This is a genomic window from Larkinella insperata, from assembly GCF_026248825.1.
Classification (GTDB): Bacteria; Bacteroidota; Bacteroidia; order Cytophagales; family Spirosomataceae; genus Larkinella; species Larkinella insperata.
Genome location: NZ_CP110973.1, coordinates 483,094 through 500,547 on the forward strand (window position 1 = coordinate 483,094; position 17,454 = coordinate 500,547).

A 17,454-nucleotide genomic window follows, 5' to 3' on the forward strand; every position below is an offset into this window, starting at 1 on the left:
AGTTTATCAAACACCGTCTTTTAGAACCGGAACAAATGCGCACTTTATTGAAAAGTTTGCATCTAAAACTTCGCTTCGGTAGTTATACCACTACTTCAAAACCATAGAACCTATGAAGAAGCGTTATCTCCGTTCTAAAATCAACTTTTTATTCACATTCAGTCTTGCCTTATGGAGCAGTTGGGCTCTTGGACAAGGCGTTCGCGGGCGCGTACTGGACGCCCAAAGCCGAGCAGCACTGCCGGGCGTATCCGTCGCGGTCGAAGGAACCAATAACGGTACTTCTACGGATCCCGACGGCAATTTCACCCTTGCGCTTCAACCGGGCAGTTATTCCCTCCGCGTTAGCTTCATTGGGTACTCAACCCAAACCGTCAACGCTCAGGTCAGCGGCAGCGAGTTCACGACGGTGAACGTTGCCTTGCGGGAAGAAGCCTCCAGCCTGAGCGAGGTGGTCGTGATCGGTTCGCGGTCGACCCAGACCCGCACCAGCACCGAAACCGTATCGCCGGTGGACGTCATCCAGTCGCGCGATCTGCTGGCGACGGGACAAGTAGAGCCTACCCAGCAGCTCAATTTTGTAGCGCCCTCCTTCAACTCGTCCCGTCAGACCATTGCCGACGGCACCGACCACATTGACCCGGCCACCCTGCGCGGCCTCGGCCCCGATCAGGTGCTGGTCCTGCTGAACGGCAAACGGCGACACAATCAGGCGCTGATCAACATCAACGGAACCGTCGGACGCGGCTCGGTGGGCACCGACCTGAACGCCATTCCCTCGGCGGCCATCGAACGCATTGAAGTCCTGCGCGACGGGGCTGCGTCCCAATACGGTTCTGATGCCATTGCGGGCGTGATCAACCTCCGGCTGAAGGAGCGACCCGGCACCTCCGTCAACGCCCAGTTGGGCCAGCAGTACGAAGGCGACGGCGAAGTGGCCCAGATCGGCGTCAACCACGGTTTTAAACTGGGAAAAAGCGGTTTTCTGAGTCTAACCGGCGAATTCCGGCACCGGGGCGCCACCAACCGCGCCGGTACCTACAACGGGCCGGTGTACGTAAACTGGAACGTGGGCCGGGCAACGGGCGAATCCGATGCTGCTTACATCGCCCGTCGGCAGGCCCTGTACAATCAGGATCAGTCCCTGATTCAGCAGAACAATTTTAGTCTGGAAAACAACATGCAGGTCGGCAATTCGCGGGTCGACAACGCCGGTTTGTTTCTCAACATGCGGCTTCCGCTGGGAGCCACAACCAGCTTCTACGCGTCGGGGGGCCTGAATTACCGGAAGGGCAAGGCCGCCGGTTTTTACCGGTATCCCTTCCAGACCACGCAGGTTATCGCGGAAATTTACCCAAATGGCTTTCTGCCCAACATCGAGTCGACGATCAACGACCAGTCGTTGCTGGTGGGGGTCAACGGGGAGTCGAACGGCTGGCGGTGGGACATCAGTAACGTTTACGGCGGCAACGCATTCCGCTACGACATTACCAACACCAACAACGCATCGCAGTTTGCGCTCGGAGCCAACGCCCCGACCGATTTTTATGCCGGTACACTGAGCTTTTACCAGAATACCGCCGACGCCAGCGCGGCCAAAGACTTCGGTTCGCAACTCGGCCTGAAATCCTTCAACGTGGCCGCCGGGCTGACGTACCGCAATGACCGGTACAAGATCGAAGCCGGGGAGGAAGCGTCTTACACCAACTACAATCCGGCTTCGGGCCGTGGCGGGGGTGCGCAGGTTTTTCCGGGTTATCAGCCCGCCAATGCCATCAATGCCAGCCGGAACATGGTGGGCGGCTACGTCGATCTGGAAACCGACCTGACGGAAAAACTGCTGGTCAATGCCGCAGCCCGGTATGAATACTACAGCGATTTCGGCGGAAATCTGGCGGGTAAACTGGCCGCCCGTTACAAATTCAGCGACGCCTTTTCGCTGCGGGGTTCCATCAGCAACGGCTTCCGGGCACCTTCGCTGCACCAACGGTATTTCAGCGCCATCAGCACGGTTTTCGTTTCTACGGGCCAAGGACTCGAACCCCGCCAGACCGGCACGTTCCGCAACGACAGCCCCATCGCCCAGGCGTTTGGCGTGCCGGAGCTGACGGCCGAACGCTCGACCAACTACAGCATCGGGATTACCTCACAGCCCGGCCGGGCGGTCAGCATTACCCTCGATGCGTATCAGATCAATATCCGCGACCGGATCATCTACAGCAATCAGTTTGCGCGCGGCACCTCGGCAGCGGGCGTCATTATTGGCAACATTCTGAACCAGGCCGGCCAACAGGAAGTACAGGCGGCCCAGTTTTTTGCCAACGCGATCAACACCCAGACGCGCGGCATCGATCTGGTGGTGGCAACCAGTCCGCGGCTGGGTAAAGGCTCGATTGACCTGACGCTGGCGGCCAATTTTAACGAAACGAAAGTAGTCGGCAACATTCAGCGGCCCAGCGCCCTGCCCAACGATGCGGCCCTGGGCAACTTTCTGTTCAACCGGCAGGACAGCGCCCGGCTGACGGTGGGCCAGCCCCGTAGCAAAATCGCTCTGACGGCGAACTACCGGCTGAATAAATTCGGGGCGGTGCTCCGGCTGACGCGGTTTGGGGAAGTACAGGCGTTTGACCCTGCTAATCCCCGGCTGGATGAATTTGCCGATCCCCGACTCGTAACCGATTTCAGTGTTTCCTACCGGATTCAGCCAACCATTACCCTGACGCTGGGCGCGAACAACATTTTCGATGTTTACCCGGACAAACTCCGGATGACGCAGCAACCGACGCCGGAACGGTTTGGCACAGCCGTGCTGGACAATTCCTCCTTCGGACGGTTCGTCTACGGTCGGTCGGCCACGCAATTCGGCTTCAACGGCGGTTATTATTTCCTGAACGTATCGGCTAATTTCTGAGTTAATCAACCTCTAAACGAAGAAGGAGCGCGGACTTCCGCGCTCCTTCTTCGTTTTTCCAGCCAGCTCCATGCACCGGTTTCGGGACAGAGCTTTCTGCACCAATCGGCAAAATCAATACCCCGGATTCTGAACCAGGTAACCCGGCAAACTCGAGGCTCCGTCGATGGTGGTTTGCGGAATCGGGAAAATACGTTTTTGCGGGTTAGCATCCGTTTTTTCCGTCCACTTGCCCTCATACTTTCCGAAGCGGATCAGGTCGGTCCGGCGCACCATTTCCCAGTACAATTCAAAACCCCGCTCCCGCAGCAGCAGGTCAAGGTTCATGCTGGTCAGCGCGGGGGCGGGCGTGCTCGAGGTTCGGGCGGCTCGAACCGTGTTCACATCGGCCAGCGCAGCCCCCGCATCGTTGCCTTTGCGCAGTTTGGCTTCGGCCCGCATCAGGTACACGTCGGCCAGCCGCACAATGGGAATATCAACATCACCCAGGTTTCGGCCCGATTGTGATTTGGGGCTGAACTCGTATTTCAACACCCGGTAGCCGGTGTTGTAGTCACTGCCCACAACCGTAAAGTCAACCTTCTCCGTGAAAGTGACCGGCAACGTGGGTCGGTTACGCGTTACGTTAAACAGCCTCCCAACCCGGTAGTTGCTGCCGCAGCGGACAAACGCGCCGTTTACCCGCACCAACCCGTATTGCTGCCCGCGCAAAATACCCCGGTCCATGGCGATGTCAGCGGCCGCCATGCAGGAGTCGGCGGGGATATTCATGTTTTTCTTGTAGAAACGCGGATCACGACCGGCGGGGTCTCCCGGGGCGTAGGCCCCTACCCAACTCTGGTAAAAATCGGGCGTGATGGCCGGTCCATCGGTACCGTTGGCGCCCGGAAAAGCCGGCAGCGGAAACTGGTCGCCCGACAGGGAGAAGTACGCCAGCCGGTTGTGGCCGTTCAATTCGGCCCGCTGATCGACCGCAAAAATTAACTCTTTGTTGCCGTGGTTGTCGGCGTTGAAGATCGAGAAGTAATCCGCCGACAACTGATACTGACCGGAACTGATGATCTTGTCGCAGTATTCAACCACCTTGTCCATGTCTTCCGCCTTAAAAGCAAACTGCGTGGCGTAGCGATCGCGGTACACACTGGCGTTCAGGTGCAACCGGGCCAGCAAACCCCAAACACCCGCCTTGGTCAGTCGGCCGGGGCCCACGTTCGTCGCCAGGTCCGGTTCAGCGGCCAGAAACTCGGCCTTGATGTATTCCAGCGCTTCTTCACCCCGCAGGATTTGCGAAACGCCCTGCGGATCGTCTTTGACAAACACCAGGCCGAACAGATCGAGCAGCACCATGTTGTAGTAGGCCCGCATCCCCCGCGCTTCGGCAATGTACGTTTTCGCGTTGGAATCGTTGATGCCCGGCAAGGTGTTGATGGCCGTAACGGCCCGCGAAATACCCTGGGTCAGGTGCCCCCAGGTGTTCCGCAGGTTCGGGTCGGTGCTCGTGTGCGTGTGCTGGTGCAGGGCCAGGTAAATTCCGTTGTCCCCCCAGTCGGTTCCACCCCGGTACGGCAGAATGGCTTCGTCGGTTGAAATCTCCTGGATGGCGAAGTAATTAGTATGGTAGAAAATATCCGGCAGACGGGCATACACCGGGGCCAGGTTTCCATCGGCGGCCTGTTTGTCGGTCAGGCCGGTGGACGATGATTCGTCCAGTACGTTTTCGGTCAGATTCGTACAGCCGTTCAGCATGGTGAGCCCAACGAGCACGGCGGTTGAAATGAATAATCGTTTCATAATTTGGGTACGGGAAGCCGCTTTCATCAACGTATACCGTCTTTAAAAGCTGCGTTCTATCGTTTTTTTAGAATGTCACATTTAAACCAAAGACGAACGAGCGGGCTTTGGGGTAGCTCAGATAATCAATCCCGTACGAGGAGATTCCGTTGACGGTCCGGTCGGTATTTACTTCCGGATCGTAGCCGTTGTACTTGGTAATCACGAACAGGTTCTGACCGGTGGCCGAGAGCCGAACGTTCGAAATCCACCGCTTCATCCCGATCAGTTGGGGGTTCAGGTTGTAGCCCAGGGTCAGGTTGTTCAGCCGGAAAAAGCCGCCGTCTTTCAGGAAACGGGTTGACACCGGTGCCGAGTTGTTGATCGACTCGTTCGGTTCGCCAATTCCCTCGGGTGTTGTGTTAAGTCCTTTGACCAGCCGGGCCCGGTAGAAAAGCGAATTGGCCGTGTTGTCGTAGATTTTATTGCCGGAAACACCGTTGAAGTTGGCCGTCAGGTCGAAGCCCTTGTAAGACGCACTGGCGTTGAAGTTGAATTGCCGGGTGGGCAAGGCGCTACCAGCCGCAATCCGGTCTTTGTCAGTTCCGGCGTTGCCATCGCCGTCCGTATCCCGGTACCGGCTGATCCCGTTTTCGTCGATGCCCAGGTATTCGCGCAGGAAGAAGGTCCCGATGGGCTGGCCGTTGACGTAGCCGTTAACGGTTGCCGACGTCAGGCCCGAACCCGAAGCGGACCCCGATGTAATGACGGAGTAGGGCGATTTATTGACCCGGTTTTTGATGAAGGTGATGTTACCGCCCAAATCGAGCCGAAAACCGCCCTTGCTGGCATACCGATAGTTCAGGCCCAGTTCCACGCCCTGGTTCGTGATGGTCATATCCGGCACGTTGGTCCAGTAAGTGGCCGCCGGTTGAATGGGGTCAGCGGGAATCACTTCCAGCAAGATTTTACCCGATACCTTGCGGAAATAATCCAGCGTACCCGTCAAAGCACCCTTGAACAAGCCAAAATCCAGTCCTACGTCGGTTTGGGTCGACACCTCCCACTGAATGTCGGGGTTGGCAAACCGGGTGTAAGTCGTACCGGCCGGATACGTTGTTGTGCCATCGAGCGGATAGCTGGTTGATGCACTCACCTGCGAGGTAAACAGCGCCTGCGTGATTTTTGCCGGAATCTCCTGGTTACCCGTCTGGCCCCAGCCCGCCCGAATTTTCAGATCCGTGAAAGGACCGGACCGCAGGAACGGTTCATCCGACAACCGCCAGCCCGCCGAGAACGACGGGAACACCCCGTATTTGTTGTTGGCGCCGAATTTACTCGAGCCGTCGGCCCGCACCGTGGCCGTAAGCAGGTAGCGGTCCTTGTACTGGTAGTTGACCCGCGAGAAAAAAGATTGCAGTTCGTTCTCGAGCGCCGAACCACTGGGTCGGTTGTTGGCCAGCGTCAGGTCCTGCCCCAACCCGGCGTTGTTGATGGGCTCAATGGGCGAAATGGGGAATTTGTTGATGCTCCAGATGCGCTCCCGGATCATAAACTTCTGGTATGAGTGTCCCAACAGCGCCGTCAGGCTGTGGTTATCCCAGCTCCGGTTGTAGGTGAAATAATTCTCAATCAGGATGTTCTGGTTGGTTCCGTAGATACTCTCAAGCCGCCCGTCCTGCTGGGGAACCAGATTCGCCAGCGATTGCAGATCGCGGGTCGAGCTGGCGTTGTCTACGCCCAGATTCAGCTTGTAAACCAGGTCATCCGTAATTTTGAACGAAGGCGATATGTTGGCCACAACGCGGTTGATGGTCGTGATGTCTTTCTGTAAATCCAGCGTCAGCACCGGGTTCGTGAAGGCCTGATACCGCGCCGGGGCGCCCGTCGCATCGTAGGCTGGGAAGGTTGGGTTGGCCGCCAGAGCCGCTCCCACAATACTTTCGGTGGGTGGCCGCTGGTTGCGGGTCTGCGAAGCCGTCAGGTTCACATCCAGGACCAGCCGGTCTTCCAGAAATTTCTGGGAAGCATTGAAGCGGCCCGTGTAGCGGTTGAACTGGCTGTTTTTCAAAACGCCCTCCTGATTCTGAACGCTCAGTGAGCCGTAGTACGTCAGCTTTTCGGCGCCCCCGCTCAAACTCAGGTTGTAATCCTGGGTGATGGCCGTCCGGCTGATTTCCCGCTGCCAGTCGGTCGAAGCCTTCTGGTCGTCCAGGGTGCCGTTGAGCCCAGTTACCTGCTGGCGGTACTCATCCGCCGAGAACACAGGCAGGTAATTTGCCACGTTCGAGACGCCGACGTTGGCCGAAACCGTCAGGTTGGAAGTTCCGGACTTGCCTTTCTTGGTTGTGATCAAAATAACGCCATTGGCACCGCGGGCCCCGTAGATGGCGGTGGCCGAAGCGTCCTTCAACACGTCAATGGATTCGATGTCCTGCGGATTCAGAAAGTTCAGCGGGTTCAGCGGACTGGAAGACCCGCCGGTGCTGGAATTATCGAGCGGAATACCGTCGAGGACAAACAGCGGTGTGCTGCCCGTGCGAACGCCACCCGGCCCGCGCACCGTAATCGTTTGCCGCCCGCCCGGTTCGCCACTCGCCGAGGTCACGTTTACCCCGGCCACTTTGCCTTGCAGCAACTGCTCCGGTGAGTTAATAATCCCCCGGTTGAACTCGGTGCTTTTCAGGGTGGTCAGGGCGCCCGTGGCGTCTTTCTTGGTGGTGGTTCCGTAGCCGATCACGACCACCTGATTCAGCTCGGAGGCCGACGCTTTCAGCGCCACATTGATGGTGGTGCGACTCCCCACCGTCAGTTCCTGAGAAACAAAACCGATGAATCCAAAAACCAGAACAGAGCCAGCATCGGGGACCGCGATGCGGTAATCGCCGTTGGCGTCGGTGGTGGCGCCCCGTTGGGTGCCTTTCAGCACAACGTTACAACCGGCCAGGGGTTCGTTGGTTGCCGCGTCGGTTACGCGTCCGCTGACCGTTATTTCAACAACCGTCTTATTCTTTGAAGAAACGGGCGTTTTAGTGGCCGCCAGGATTTGGCTTTTGCCCTCCACCGTCAGCAACAAGATCGCCAGCAGAATACAGCAGATTCTCCTCGCAACATTCATGGCTGGAGGAGAAAACAGGTAAAAAATCATCATAGTTGGTAAATGTTAAGGGTGGCAAAGTTCCTGGAATCTGCCTGATTCCAACTTCCGTCGTCAAATATTTAAAAATAATTTAACATAGCAATAAGTCCCCCAAAAGGTTCAGCTGCCCGACCTTTGGCACGTTAAACGGGATGGTGGTAAGCACGTTGGGAAACTTTTATACTCCTTCCCGGTTCATTTTGATGGGTAATTCCTCACCACTCCTCTTAAACGGATGCTATGAAAAGTAACAAATGGCTTTTACTGCTGCTGTTTACGCTCCAGACGGCGCCAATTCTGGCACAAAACGAAAATAGAACATCCATGAAACGGTATATCCAAGTCCCGGCGGGGTATCTGATGGTGTTGCGGCAGGGAGATGATGTGTTTGCGCACTTGGAAGAACTGGCCCAGAAAGAAAAAATTCCGTCGGCCAACTTCACCGGCATGGGCTTTGTCAACGCCAAGTTTGGGTATTTCAACCGCAAAACGAAGCAGTACGACCCCAAAGAATTCGACGATGTGGAGTTGGCGAGCCTGAGCGGGTCGATTGCCTGGCAGGATCAGAAACCGTCACTGCACGTGCATGGCGTCGTAACGGACAAGAATTTTCGGGCGTTTGGCGGTCACCTGCTGGAGGCTACCGTCGGCACCGGATCGGTGGAAATTATGGTGACGGTTCACGACAAACCGCTGAAACGCGTGATGGAACAGCCGCTGGGCGCCAATGTGCTGAATCTGGAGTCGAATTGATTTTGCCCGTACCTACCTTTCTTATACGTTGAAACCACCAATCTGATGGCCGGTCAACTTTTCTCCGATCAAATTTGTTGTAGCTACATCAAATAGTCTTGAACCACCTTCCGTTTTAACGCGAAACACAATGGAATTAGGAATCAGTAGCTTCGGGGAAGTTGTACCCGACAACGGGGCCGGGAAAGCCGTTAACGCCCACCAGCGGATGCAGGACCTGCTGGAAGAAATTAAGCTGGCCGACGAAGTAGGGCTGGATGTATACGCCCTGGGTGAACACCACCGGCCCGATTTTATGGTATCGGCGCCCGAGGTGATCCTGGCGGCTGCGGCTGCGCAGACCAAAACCATCCGGCTGTCGAGTTCGGTCACGGTATTGAGTTCTGCCGATCCGGTGCGGGTTTTTCAGAACTTTGCGACCCTGGACCTGATTTCCAGCGGCCGGGCCGAGATCATGGCCGGGCGCGGGTCGTTCATCGAATCGTTTCCGCTGTTCGGCTACGACCTTAAAGACTACGACGAACTGTTTACCGAGAAACTTGATCTGCTGATCAACATCAATAAAAACGAAGTGGTCACCTGGCAGGGCACACACCGGGCCGGTATCGACGGGTTGGGCGTTTACCCCCGCCCCTTCCAGGCCGAACTGCCCATCTGGCTGGCCGTGGGCGGCACGCCGGCTTCGGCGGTCCGGGCGGGCACGATGAACCTGCCGATGACGGTGGCGATTCTGGGTGGAACGCCCGACCGGTTCGTGCCGTTTGTGAACCTGTTCCGGCAATCCGCGCAGAAAGCGGGGCACGATGTGTCGAAATTACCGCTGGCGATCAACTCCCATTTCTATTTGTCCGACGATTCCCAGCAGGCGGGTGATGAACTTTTTCCGGCCTACGCGTCGATGATGAACCGGATTGGCCGGGAACGCGGCTGGTCACCGCTGGGGCGGGAGCAGTACGAATACATGCGGCAATACGGCCCGTTGATGGTAGGCAGTCCGCAGCAGATCATCGATAAAATTCTGTATTTCCACGAGCTATTCAACAACACCCGTTATCTGGCGCAGGTGATTGGGGGAGCCCAGCTTCCGCACGCGAAAATTATGCGCTCCATTGAGTTGTTCGGGACGAAAGTAGCGCCGGAGGTACGAAAAGCTCTGAAAGCCAAGGAAGTCAGCGCGTAAGCGGGCTGCGTGTAATGTTATTCGCAGAAAATCAGGGGCGCAACGGTTTGTTGTGCCCCTGATGCATTTATAATTTGATGCCCAGCTTCTTGGCGATGTCCGCAAACATTTCCGGATCGATTTCATCGTCGCCGGGGGCGTTCAGTTGCGGCTCTTCTTCCAGATCCGGCACCGGGAAGCCTTCAGGATGGCCGAAAACCACCTCCACTTCCTGGCCGTCGTCGGGGTGTGTACCGTTCCAGATCAGCCCCGCTTTCTGGTAATCGTCTTTGCTGAATGTATACAGTTTCAGGTGCAGTTTGTTTTCCATGAACTTCTTCGCTTCCGGGAAAGCGTTGTTGCTCAGGTTGGGGATCGGCAGCAGCTTGGTCACTTCCACGCCGGTTAGCTTTTCGAGCGCTTTGGCATACGCCACGACGTGTAAACCGCCCCGCACCAGCAGGTAACCGATCATGGTCCGGGCCGTCGGGTCGCTGACCATTTCGTAGACCCGCATCTTATTGGCGCGTGCCCCACACTCCAGGAAGAAATTGTGCAACAGATCGAGCTTCAGGTTACCGCTGTTGAACACATTTTGCCCCGTCCAGAAGTGCCCCATCGAGTCCATCGGCAACGCCGACTGTCCACTGGCAATAAAATGGTGTGTGTTGCGCGCGTTTACGGCATCGGCCAGGGGTGTTGTCGTCGGGTCCATACCGCGTTTGCTGGTGCCGGTCAGCAGCAGATTGACGGTGTAAGCGACCACCTCGATATGGCCGTACTCCTCGCCCGCGATGCTGCTGATGACATCGTAAAAAGGACGGATTTTCTTGCGGCCTCTGAAGTTGAACGACTGGTAGGTGTAGTTCATCAGGGTCGACATCTCTCCGAACTTTCCACCAAGAAGTTCCTGTACGGCAGCCGCATCGTTTGGCGACGGGTTACTCGGGGTAGGCAGCTCAATCGGCAGCCGGTCCATCTTCAAAATCATAACTTGAGTTGATTAGAGTAAGAACACCATGTTTCACTTCTTCAACTCTTCCTGCATCAGATGGTTAGTAACGACCCATTCTGAAAAAGGAACCACTCGCTAACTCGCTAAACAAAAGCCCTTTTCACCGTACTCTCAAAAAACTTATTAGCCAACGGCCCATTTTTAAACTTTTGAAATCGCCACCCGTTCCTCCGCGGAATAAACCGCATAGCCCATTAAAAACCAGGTGACGGCCGAGTAAATGCCCCCGATGTACATGCCGACCGGCGCCCGCCCGACAACCACCATCAGCACCATGCCCAACGGAAACCACAGCCCCACCAGCAGCGGCACAAGGCGTCGCCAGCCATTCAGTCGCCGAGCAACCCAGACGGTAATACCCAGCGGTAACATCAGAATGTTGCTGATTGGCCAGAAGGCGTCGATGGCGTAGAAGAATTGGTTCTTCTGGCCCGGCCATACGATTTGGTATACATTTGAAACGTTAGCGATGGTCAGACATCCTACTACCGCCCACAGCATGGCGCGACCAAACCGCGTCGTTCCGGGTCCTTCCAACTGGTGCAATCCTACCAGACTCGCTGTCCAGCCCAGCATATACAGTAGCCCCCAGGCACCGGTAAACCAGGAAAAGTTTAGATTCCGCATCTGGTCTTCCAGCGAAAATCCAATCAGCAAAAAGGGCGCGCCCACCATCGCCAGGGCGCCTAATAGTTTATGGTTCATTGGTTTGTTGTTGACGACACAAATGAAGGAAGCTTCAACGGATCTCGTCAGTGTCCTGCTGCGACGGAACCAGCGACAGTTCAGGCTGGCTCGTGTACACGACGTACGCCAGCAACGTCCAGGTAATGATCGAATAAACCGCCGAAAGACTACCCGCCCACGTTCCCTGCGCCCCTCCGCCGGGAATGGATACCAGAATTGAAAACGGCAACCACAGCCCGACCACCAGCGGGATGTAACGGTTCCAGCCCGTCAGCCGCCGGGCCCGGATCACCGCAATACCGATTACCAGCATCATCAGATTGCTCAGTGGCCAGTTCAAATCCAAGGCCCGGTACAGAAAGGTGTTGGCGTTAGGCACAAGGGCATCGTATACGTTCCAGACGTTTGCCAGGGTAAGTGAGCCAAAAATAACCCCCAGACTGGCGCGCCCGAAACGGCTGTCGCCCGTGGCCCGGATGTTCCACAGACCCACCATGCTGCACAGCCAGCCCGCCATGTAGAGAACGCTCAGGACTCCGCCAAAAAGGTCCGATTCAAAGTTGTCGTTCAGGATGAGAGCCCGGATCATGCTCAGGCCCAGACAGGGCGCGCCGAGCATAGCCAGGGCGCCGAGTAAGCGATTGTTCATTGTCGTTGTGTTGTTGTGTAAGGGTAAAACGCATGGGGCAAAGATACGGTAGACCCACGCCCGCTGTCAATGTACCTTACTACAACTCAACCACTTAAAACCGCAACTCAAGCATAAACCGCCGGGCCGGAGTCTTTAACTCGGGGCTCGCTCGCCCCGGCGCAGGGCATTGACGAGGTTGTGCGCCCGGCGGGTGGGTTCGGGGATGCGGTAGCCGCCATCGCAGCGCAGGGTCAGGTCGATGGCCGTCTGGAAGTCGATCCGATGGCCGGACGAAACGTAGACGGGATTGACCTTATTTTTCGTCCGCAAAGCCGCGCCGATGGTTTCGCCGTAGTGCTTCATGGGCGACCAGGCGCCCCGCTCCGGTGCCGGTTCGTCGTACTTACCCACCAACACCGACTTGGCGCATCCGAATGTAGGCCGGTCCAGAAACAAACCGCCGTGGGAGGCAATTCCGATCCGGCGCGGGTGGGCAATGCCCTGCCCGTCGAACATCACCACATCGGGTTCGGTCCTGAGTTTTGCCCAGGCTTCGAGCAGCGACGGTATTTCGCGGAACGACAGCAAACCGGGAATGTACGGGAAAGTCGCTGAACTGATTACGCCCGCTTCTTCGATCACCTGCAAGGTCGCCAGTTCTAACACCACAATCCCGGCATACACCGTCTCCTCGAACTTATTGAACGAAATATCGCAGCCCGCAATCGTCTCGACCGGTTTGGTCAGCGGTTCAATCCGAATCTGGTGCCGCAGTTGCTGTTGCAGGGCCACGGCTTCGGTGGGGGTAACGGTCCAGTCGTGGAGGAGTTGGTAGCTTGCCATAGGGTTGCTCGTTGTCCCTCCCTAACTCCAATTCCGGCGCTGTGGTTTGCAGACGTGCGGTAATAAACGGCCTGTAGCCGGAACCTGCTCCGGATTACAGGCGCTTGGCAACGTGATCTCCACCCTGATGGACAACCACTTGCGTCACCTTCCCGGCAGCGTCTTTGAAGAAGGTTAGTTGCGCATCCACGGCTTTGAGGAAAAACCGGGTTGGGCTCTCGGCAAACAACTCAAATTTGGGTTGCCCAGTCACCTGCAGAAAGAGACTTCCGGTTTCGTAGGTGATGGCGATCGTACGCGCGGCATCCAGCCTGTAGGTGCCCGCATACTGCCGCAGGACGGTTTCATCGACCCGAACAACCTTCCGGTTGATTGGCAACTTATACGGTTCCTCGTAGACAATTTTCAGCACGTCCGTTGCAATCGGGTCCAGCGTCGTCAGGTCCGACGCATCGTCGACATTGCACAACAGAATCACTACCACGTCATCCTCGGGCACCTGTACGTAGAACGTTGCAAAACCGTAGATGTTACCGTTCTGATAAATAAGCTTTTTCCCTTCGGCAAAGTAACTGATGCCCCAGCCGTAACCCCAATGTCCCTGGTTTGGTGGCGTCAGGGCCGCTTCCCAGGTTTCCGGTTTGAGGAGCTGACGGTTTTGCACCACCCGCGACCAGCGGTATAAATCCCCCACCGAACTGTACAGGCCACCGGCCGCGTAAGCCACGGTGGAATCAACAATCAGCGTTTTAACCAGCACCGAATCTTTCCGGAATGTGTACCCCGTTGTTTTTCCACGGTCTTTCAGATTGATAAAATCAAAACCCGTCCGGGTCAGTTGCAGGGGTTTCAAAAACCGTTCGCGCACGACGGTTTCAAACGGTTTGCCGGTTATTTTTTCGACGATCAGGCCCAGCAAATAATACCCGGAGTTGGTGTAATTGACGGCCGTTCCCGGCGGGGCCGCCAGTGGCTTGTCTTTAAACTGAGCCACCACCCATTCTTTGGCAACCGGCCGCGTCACCCGAACGCTGTCCGGGCCGTAGAGGATGCTCTTGAAATCATAAATACCGGACGTGTGGAAAAACAACTGTTCCAGCGTGATCTGATCGCCCTGCGGATAGTCCGGCAAATACTTCGTCAGCTTGTCGTTCAGCGACAGTTTTTTTTCTTCCTGCAATTGCAGAACGACCGCCCCGGTAAACGTCTTGGTGATCGAACCGAGTTGGTAGAGGCTGTTGGTATCATTGGGAATTTTACGGTCAACATCCCGCCAGCCGAAGCCCTTTTTGAGTAGAACCGTGCCTTTCTGAGCCACCAGCGCCGTGCCGTTGAAGCGGTGTAGATGAGCCGAAACCGTCAGGTATTCTTCTAACTTTTGGACCGTCGTTTTCGGATTTGGCCGCTGCTGCGCCCCGACCGGGACCAATGGTATACAGACCAGCAAACTGAGTATGAGTCGAATAAGGTTTTTCATGGCTAGGTTGTCAGGGACAAAAGTAGGATCGAAACCGGTCTTTAGCCGCCATCGTTCGGTATTATTGTTTTAGAAACTCCGGCTCAATTTCTTCAATGTTTACGTAAAACCGGATTTCGTCTGCTTCAAAATCGTCGGCGGTCATGTTGGGCAGCGTCATGGTCTGCCAGTCGTTCGTGGGCGTGATGAATTCGAACTGATCCGGCTTCTGGGTGACCAGAATTGGCATCCGGAAATTCGGCACGTCGGTCTGCCAGCGGTAATTCACTACCAGCGCCTGCGGTTTTTCCACCAGTTTGACCTGCAGGGTGGGCGGGGCCGTGTGGTTCAGGTACTGGTCAAAAAACGGGGTGTAGTCGGCGCAGGTTCTTTCGTTCAGGTAATCAATAAGGTCCTTTGTGGAAACCGTCTGAAGCCGAAACCGCTCCTGAATGTCTTTCAACATAGCCGCCCAAAGCGAATCATTCCGGAGCGTATGGCGGAGCGTATAGAGCACCAAGGCACCTTTGGCGTATAGATCCCCAATTTCGTAGTGGATATGGTTTACATCGCGAACGCCGATGATGGGTTCCCGACCGATGACCTGCGGTAACAACGAAGCGACATACCCTAACTCACCGTCCTCGACCACCGAATCCAGGTAAAACCCTTCCGAATACGTCGCAAACGCTTCGTGAATCCACAGGTCGGCCATGTCGCGGCAACTGACGTTGTTGCCCCACCATTCGTGCGACACTTCGTGCCAGACCAGTTTCATCAAAGCCAGGCTATCGGCCGCCGTCAGCGAATCGGGCCGGCGGGCGGGCAGCTTCCCAAACGATACGGCGCTCTGGTGCTCCATCGGATACAGTGATTCCATCAGCGTAAAGCCGTCGCGCGGGAACGGGTAGTTGCCGTAGTGCTTTTCCAGCGTCGCCAGCATCGGTTTAACGCCGTCGAAAACCCAGCGAAACTGTTCCGCATTGTAGGGCATATAATAGTAATTCAGCGTCAGCGAATCCGGGCCGTAAGTCTCCCGCCGGTGGGCGTATTTCCCAATGTTCAGGGTCACGTTGTAATTGTTGATCGGGTAACTAACGTACCAGTCATATTGCGTCCAGTTGCCCGGCAGGGCGGTTTTGCCCACCAGCCGCCCGTTGGAAATATTCATCAGTTTTCCCGGAACGGTCACGCGGATTCGCATGCTGTCGGGTTCGTCGGACAGGTGGTCTTTGTTGGGCCACCACAGGCTGGCGCCCGACCCCTGACAAACCACCTGCACCCACGGATTGCCGTCCCGGTCCTTTTCCCATAGAAAACCGCCCATCATCGGCACGGCTAAATCCGGCACCTGCGGTTTTCCGGCGTACTCAATTTCCAGTTCGTGCTCGCTGCCCGCTTGTAAGGTTTCCGGAAACTGCACAAAAACCGCATCATGTTCCCGCGTGTAGGTAAGCGGCTTTCCGGCGTGCTGAATCCGGTGAATCGCCATATTGGCGTATAAATCCACCTGGAGTTTATCCAGCGCAGCCAGCACCCGAAAGCGCATTTTATTGGTTCCGCTGATGGCCTGGTCGGCAATGTCTACTTTCACAGCCAGGTCGTAGAAGGTCACGTCGTAGTTGCTGCGCAATGGCGTCAGTTTGCCCCGCAGCGTGTCGGCCCGGGTAAAGCCGTTCTGCCGATTTCCAACCGGGTTTCCAACCCGGTTTTTTGACGAGTCCGGTTTCGAGACGGCTCTTGGCGGTTCGGGTAGCCCGGAATGGGTCGCCGGCTGCTGCGGGGTAAGGTTACTTTCCCAGGAATTCAGGTTACTCTCGTTGTTGACCAGGGAGCTGAAGGGGCTCTGGTTTTCGGCCAAATTGGCCTCCGTAAACGGCAATACGCCTTTGGGTCCTACTTCCGTGATGGTGAAACGGGTTGCTACCTCCCAGGCTTTTTCGATTAGATTTCGTGATCTGCTGTCAATCTGAAAGCTGTATTGCCGCTCGGCATGGCTCAGGTTCCACTGGCCCGACCCCTCGGGCTGGCTGTAGGTCACCACTTCTTTGAGCCCCGTAAACTTCAAATTCATTCTGTGCACCGCCGACGCCAGCTTCTTTAGAAGCCACTGCCGCTTGTTCTCCGCGTCAACGCCCGCTTGCGTCATCTGAAATTCGGCCCGGACAAACACCATCGTTTGAGCGTCAATGTATAGCTTACCCGTACCAAACGCTTTTCGCTTCCGTTTACCCGGTTTAAACGTGATGAGATACATCAGCCGGTCGCCTTTGAGGGTGCTCAGCGTAAAATCGTAGTACTTGAAATTTCGTTCGTTAATGATGTTGCGTTTATGCGAAGCCAGCTTTACAAAATCGCTGTATAGAAGCAAATTCCGCGCTCCGTTGCTTAAGTTGATGATGAGCGGAAGTTTATGAATGGCCCGGTCATACTCTTTTTTCCGGCCTTTAATCAACTTCAGGCCATCTTTGATTTCGGCCTGGTTGTAGGCCGCTTTGTAGACGGACAGCACCGCTTCGCTGGAAACAACCGGTTGAGCGTCAAATTGCTGGTCTTCCCGGTATAAAGCCGTTAGCTGCCTGGAGGTCGTATCGTAATTGCGCGGTATGGCGGCTACGGCTTCTCGCAGAATGTCGACGGCGGTTTTCCGGCGGGCTCGCACCCGCACTTCGTCCAGCGTCACGGCGGCCGGTTTCAGCCGAATGGTCAGCTTTTGCCGCCCAACTTCCGGAATTTTCCGGGTCACGGACCGAAACCCGACACTCGAAATCCGTAGGCTATCGGAGGCAGACACCGACGGAATCGTGAGCCGGAATGCGCCATTGTCATTCGTCACCGCCCCGGCGGTTCGCCCGACAACCGTGATGTTTGCCGAAGGGATTGGCTCGCCGGTGGCCTGGCTGACAACCTTTCCGGCCAGCGTCAGGGAGCCGGATTGGGCCCGGGCAAACAAGGTAAAAAGTGCAAAAGAGATTCCCGACAGAAGGCGGTAGAAGAAATGGGCTAAATATGGCATTGTCGTATTGTTTGGGCCAAAACAGGCCAAAAACAATGCGACAATCTGCTCAAATCCGGATTTGAGAGGTAATT

The 17,454-nt window shown here is 56.1% G+C and carries 11 protein-coding genes; 3 read left to right on the forward strand and 8 right to left on the reverse strand.

What is annotated here, in order from left to right; translation table 11 throughout:
- Positions 1-112: 112 nt before the first annotated feature.
- On the forward strand, positions 113-2,911 hold the full coding sequence (locus OQ371_RS01815) for a TonB-dependent receptor (protein WP_265991990.1): 2,799 nt from the start codon (positions 113-115) through the stop codon (positions 2,909-2,911).
- A 114-nt stretch (positions 2,912-3,025) separates the two neighbouring features.
- Here OQ371_RS01815 and OQ371_RS01820 read toward each other — a convergent pair whose 3' ends face one another.
- Complete coding sequence (locus OQ371_RS01820) at positions 3,026-4,702, reverse strand: RagB/SusD family nutrient uptake outer membrane protein (protein ID WP_265991992.1); 1,677 nt, start codon at positions 4,700-4,702, stop codon at positions 3,026-3,028.
- A gap of 67 nt (positions 4,703-4,769) precedes the next feature.
- A complete protein-coding gene (locus OQ371_RS01825; protein ID WP_265991994.1) occupies positions 4,770-7,832 on the reverse strand; it encodes a SusC/RagA family TonB-linked outer membrane protein in 3,063 nt (1,020 codons plus the stop codon).
- 228 nt (positions 7,833-8,060) lie between these two features.
- On the opposite strand from OQ371_RS01825, the gene OQ371_RS01830 reads away from it, so the two are divergent.
- Together OQ371_RS01830 and OQ371_RS01835 are read left to right on the forward strand one after the other, a co-directional pair.
- Positions 8,061-8,573: a PPC domain-containing DNA-binding protein gene (locus OQ371_RS01830; protein ID WP_265991995.1), complete on the forward strand. Its 513-nt coding sequence runs from the start codon at positions 8,061-8,063 to the stop codon at positions 8,571-8,573.
- A 130-nt stretch (positions 8,574-8,703) separates the two neighbouring features.
- Positions 8,704-9,753: an Atu2307/SP_0267 family LLM class monooxygenase gene (locus OQ371_RS01835; protein WP_265991997.1), complete on the forward strand. Its 1,050-nt coding sequence runs from the start codon at positions 8,704-8,706 to the stop codon at positions 9,751-9,753.
- 67 nt (positions 9,754-9,820) lie between these two features.
- On the opposite strand, the gene OQ371_RS01840 is transcribed toward OQ371_RS01835, so the two are convergent.
- From OQ371_RS01840 to OQ371_RS01865, 6 genes are all read right to left on the reverse strand, one after another.
- A complete protein-coding gene (locus OQ371_RS01840) occupies positions 9,821-10,723 on the reverse strand; it encodes a manganese catalase family protein (RefSeq protein ID WP_265991999.1) in 903 nt (300 codons plus the stop codon).
- A gap of 165 nt (positions 10,724-10,888) precedes the next feature.
- Entirely contained in the window at positions 10,889-11,452 is a 564-nt protein-coding gene (locus tag OQ371_RS01845; protein WP_265992001.1) for a hypothetical protein, read from the reverse strand.
- Between the two features lie 34 nt (positions 11,453-11,486).
- Positions 11,487-12,083 carry a hypothetical protein gene (locus OQ371_RS01850; protein WP_265992003.1) on the reverse strand — a complete coding sequence of 199 codons (597 nt, stop codon included), beginning with the start codon at positions 12,081-12,083 and terminating at the stop codon, positions 11,487-11,489.
- 135 nt (positions 12,084-12,218) lie between these two features.
- A complete protein-coding gene (nfi, locus tag OQ371_RS01855) occupies positions 12,219-12,908 on the reverse strand; it encodes a deoxyribonuclease V (RefSeq protein WP_265992004.1) in 690 nt (229 codons plus the stop codon).
- A gap of 94 nt (positions 12,909-13,002) precedes the next feature.
- Positions 13,003-14,385: a serine hydrolase gene (locus tag OQ371_RS01860; RefSeq protein WP_265992005.1), complete on the reverse strand. Its 1,383-nt coding sequence runs from the start codon at positions 14,383-14,385 to the stop codon at positions 13,003-13,005.
- A 61-nt stretch (positions 14,386-14,446) separates the two neighbouring features.
- A complete protein-coding gene (locus OQ371_RS01865; protein WP_265992006.1) occupies positions 14,447-17,380 on the reverse strand; it encodes a M1 family metallopeptidase in 2,934 nt (977 codons plus the stop codon).
- Between the last annotated feature and the right edge of the window lie 74 nt (positions 17,381-17,454).

Coding starts and splice junctions, on each gene's coding strand:
- OQ371_RS01815 (WP_265991990.1), top strand. CDS start 113: ATGAAGAAGCGTTATCTCCGTTCTAAAATCAACTTTTTATTCACATTC.
- OQ371_RS01820 (WP_265991992.1), bottom strand. CDS start 4,702: ATGAAACGATTATTCATTTCAACCGCCGTGCTCGTTGGGCTCACCATG.
- OQ371_RS01825 (WP_265991994.1), bottom strand. CDS start 7,832: ATGATGATTTTTTACCTGTTTTCTCCTCCAGCCATGAATGTTGCGAGG.
- OQ371_RS01830 (WP_265991995.1), top strand. CDS start 8,061: ATGAAAAGTAACAAATGGCTTTTACTGCTGCTGTTTACGCTCCAGACG.
- OQ371_RS01835 (WP_265991997.1), top strand. CDS start 8,704: ATGGAATTAGGAATCAGTAGCTTCGGGGAAGTTGTACCCGACAACGGG.
- OQ371_RS01840 (WP_265991999.1), bottom strand. CDS start 10,723: ATGATTTTGAAGATGGACCGGCTGCCGATTGAGCTGCCTACCCCGAGT.
- OQ371_RS01845 (WP_265992001.1), bottom strand. CDS start 11,452: ATGAACCATAAACTATTAGGCGCCCTGGCGATGGTGGGCGCGCCCTTT.
- OQ371_RS01850 (WP_265992003.1), bottom strand. CDS start 12,083: ATGAACAATCGCTTACTCGGCGCCCTGGCTATGCTCGGCGCGCCCTGT.
- nfi (WP_265992004.1), bottom strand. CDS start 12,908: ATGGCAAGCTACCAACTCCTCCACGACTGGACCGTTACCCCCACCGAA.
- OQ371_RS01860 (WP_265992005.1), bottom strand. CDS start 14,385: ATGAAAAACCTTATTCGACTCATACTCAGTTTGCTGGTCTGTATACCA.
- OQ371_RS01865 (WP_265992006.1), bottom strand. CDS start 17,380: ATGCCATATTTAGCCCATTTCTTCTACCGCCTTCTGTCGGGAATCTCT.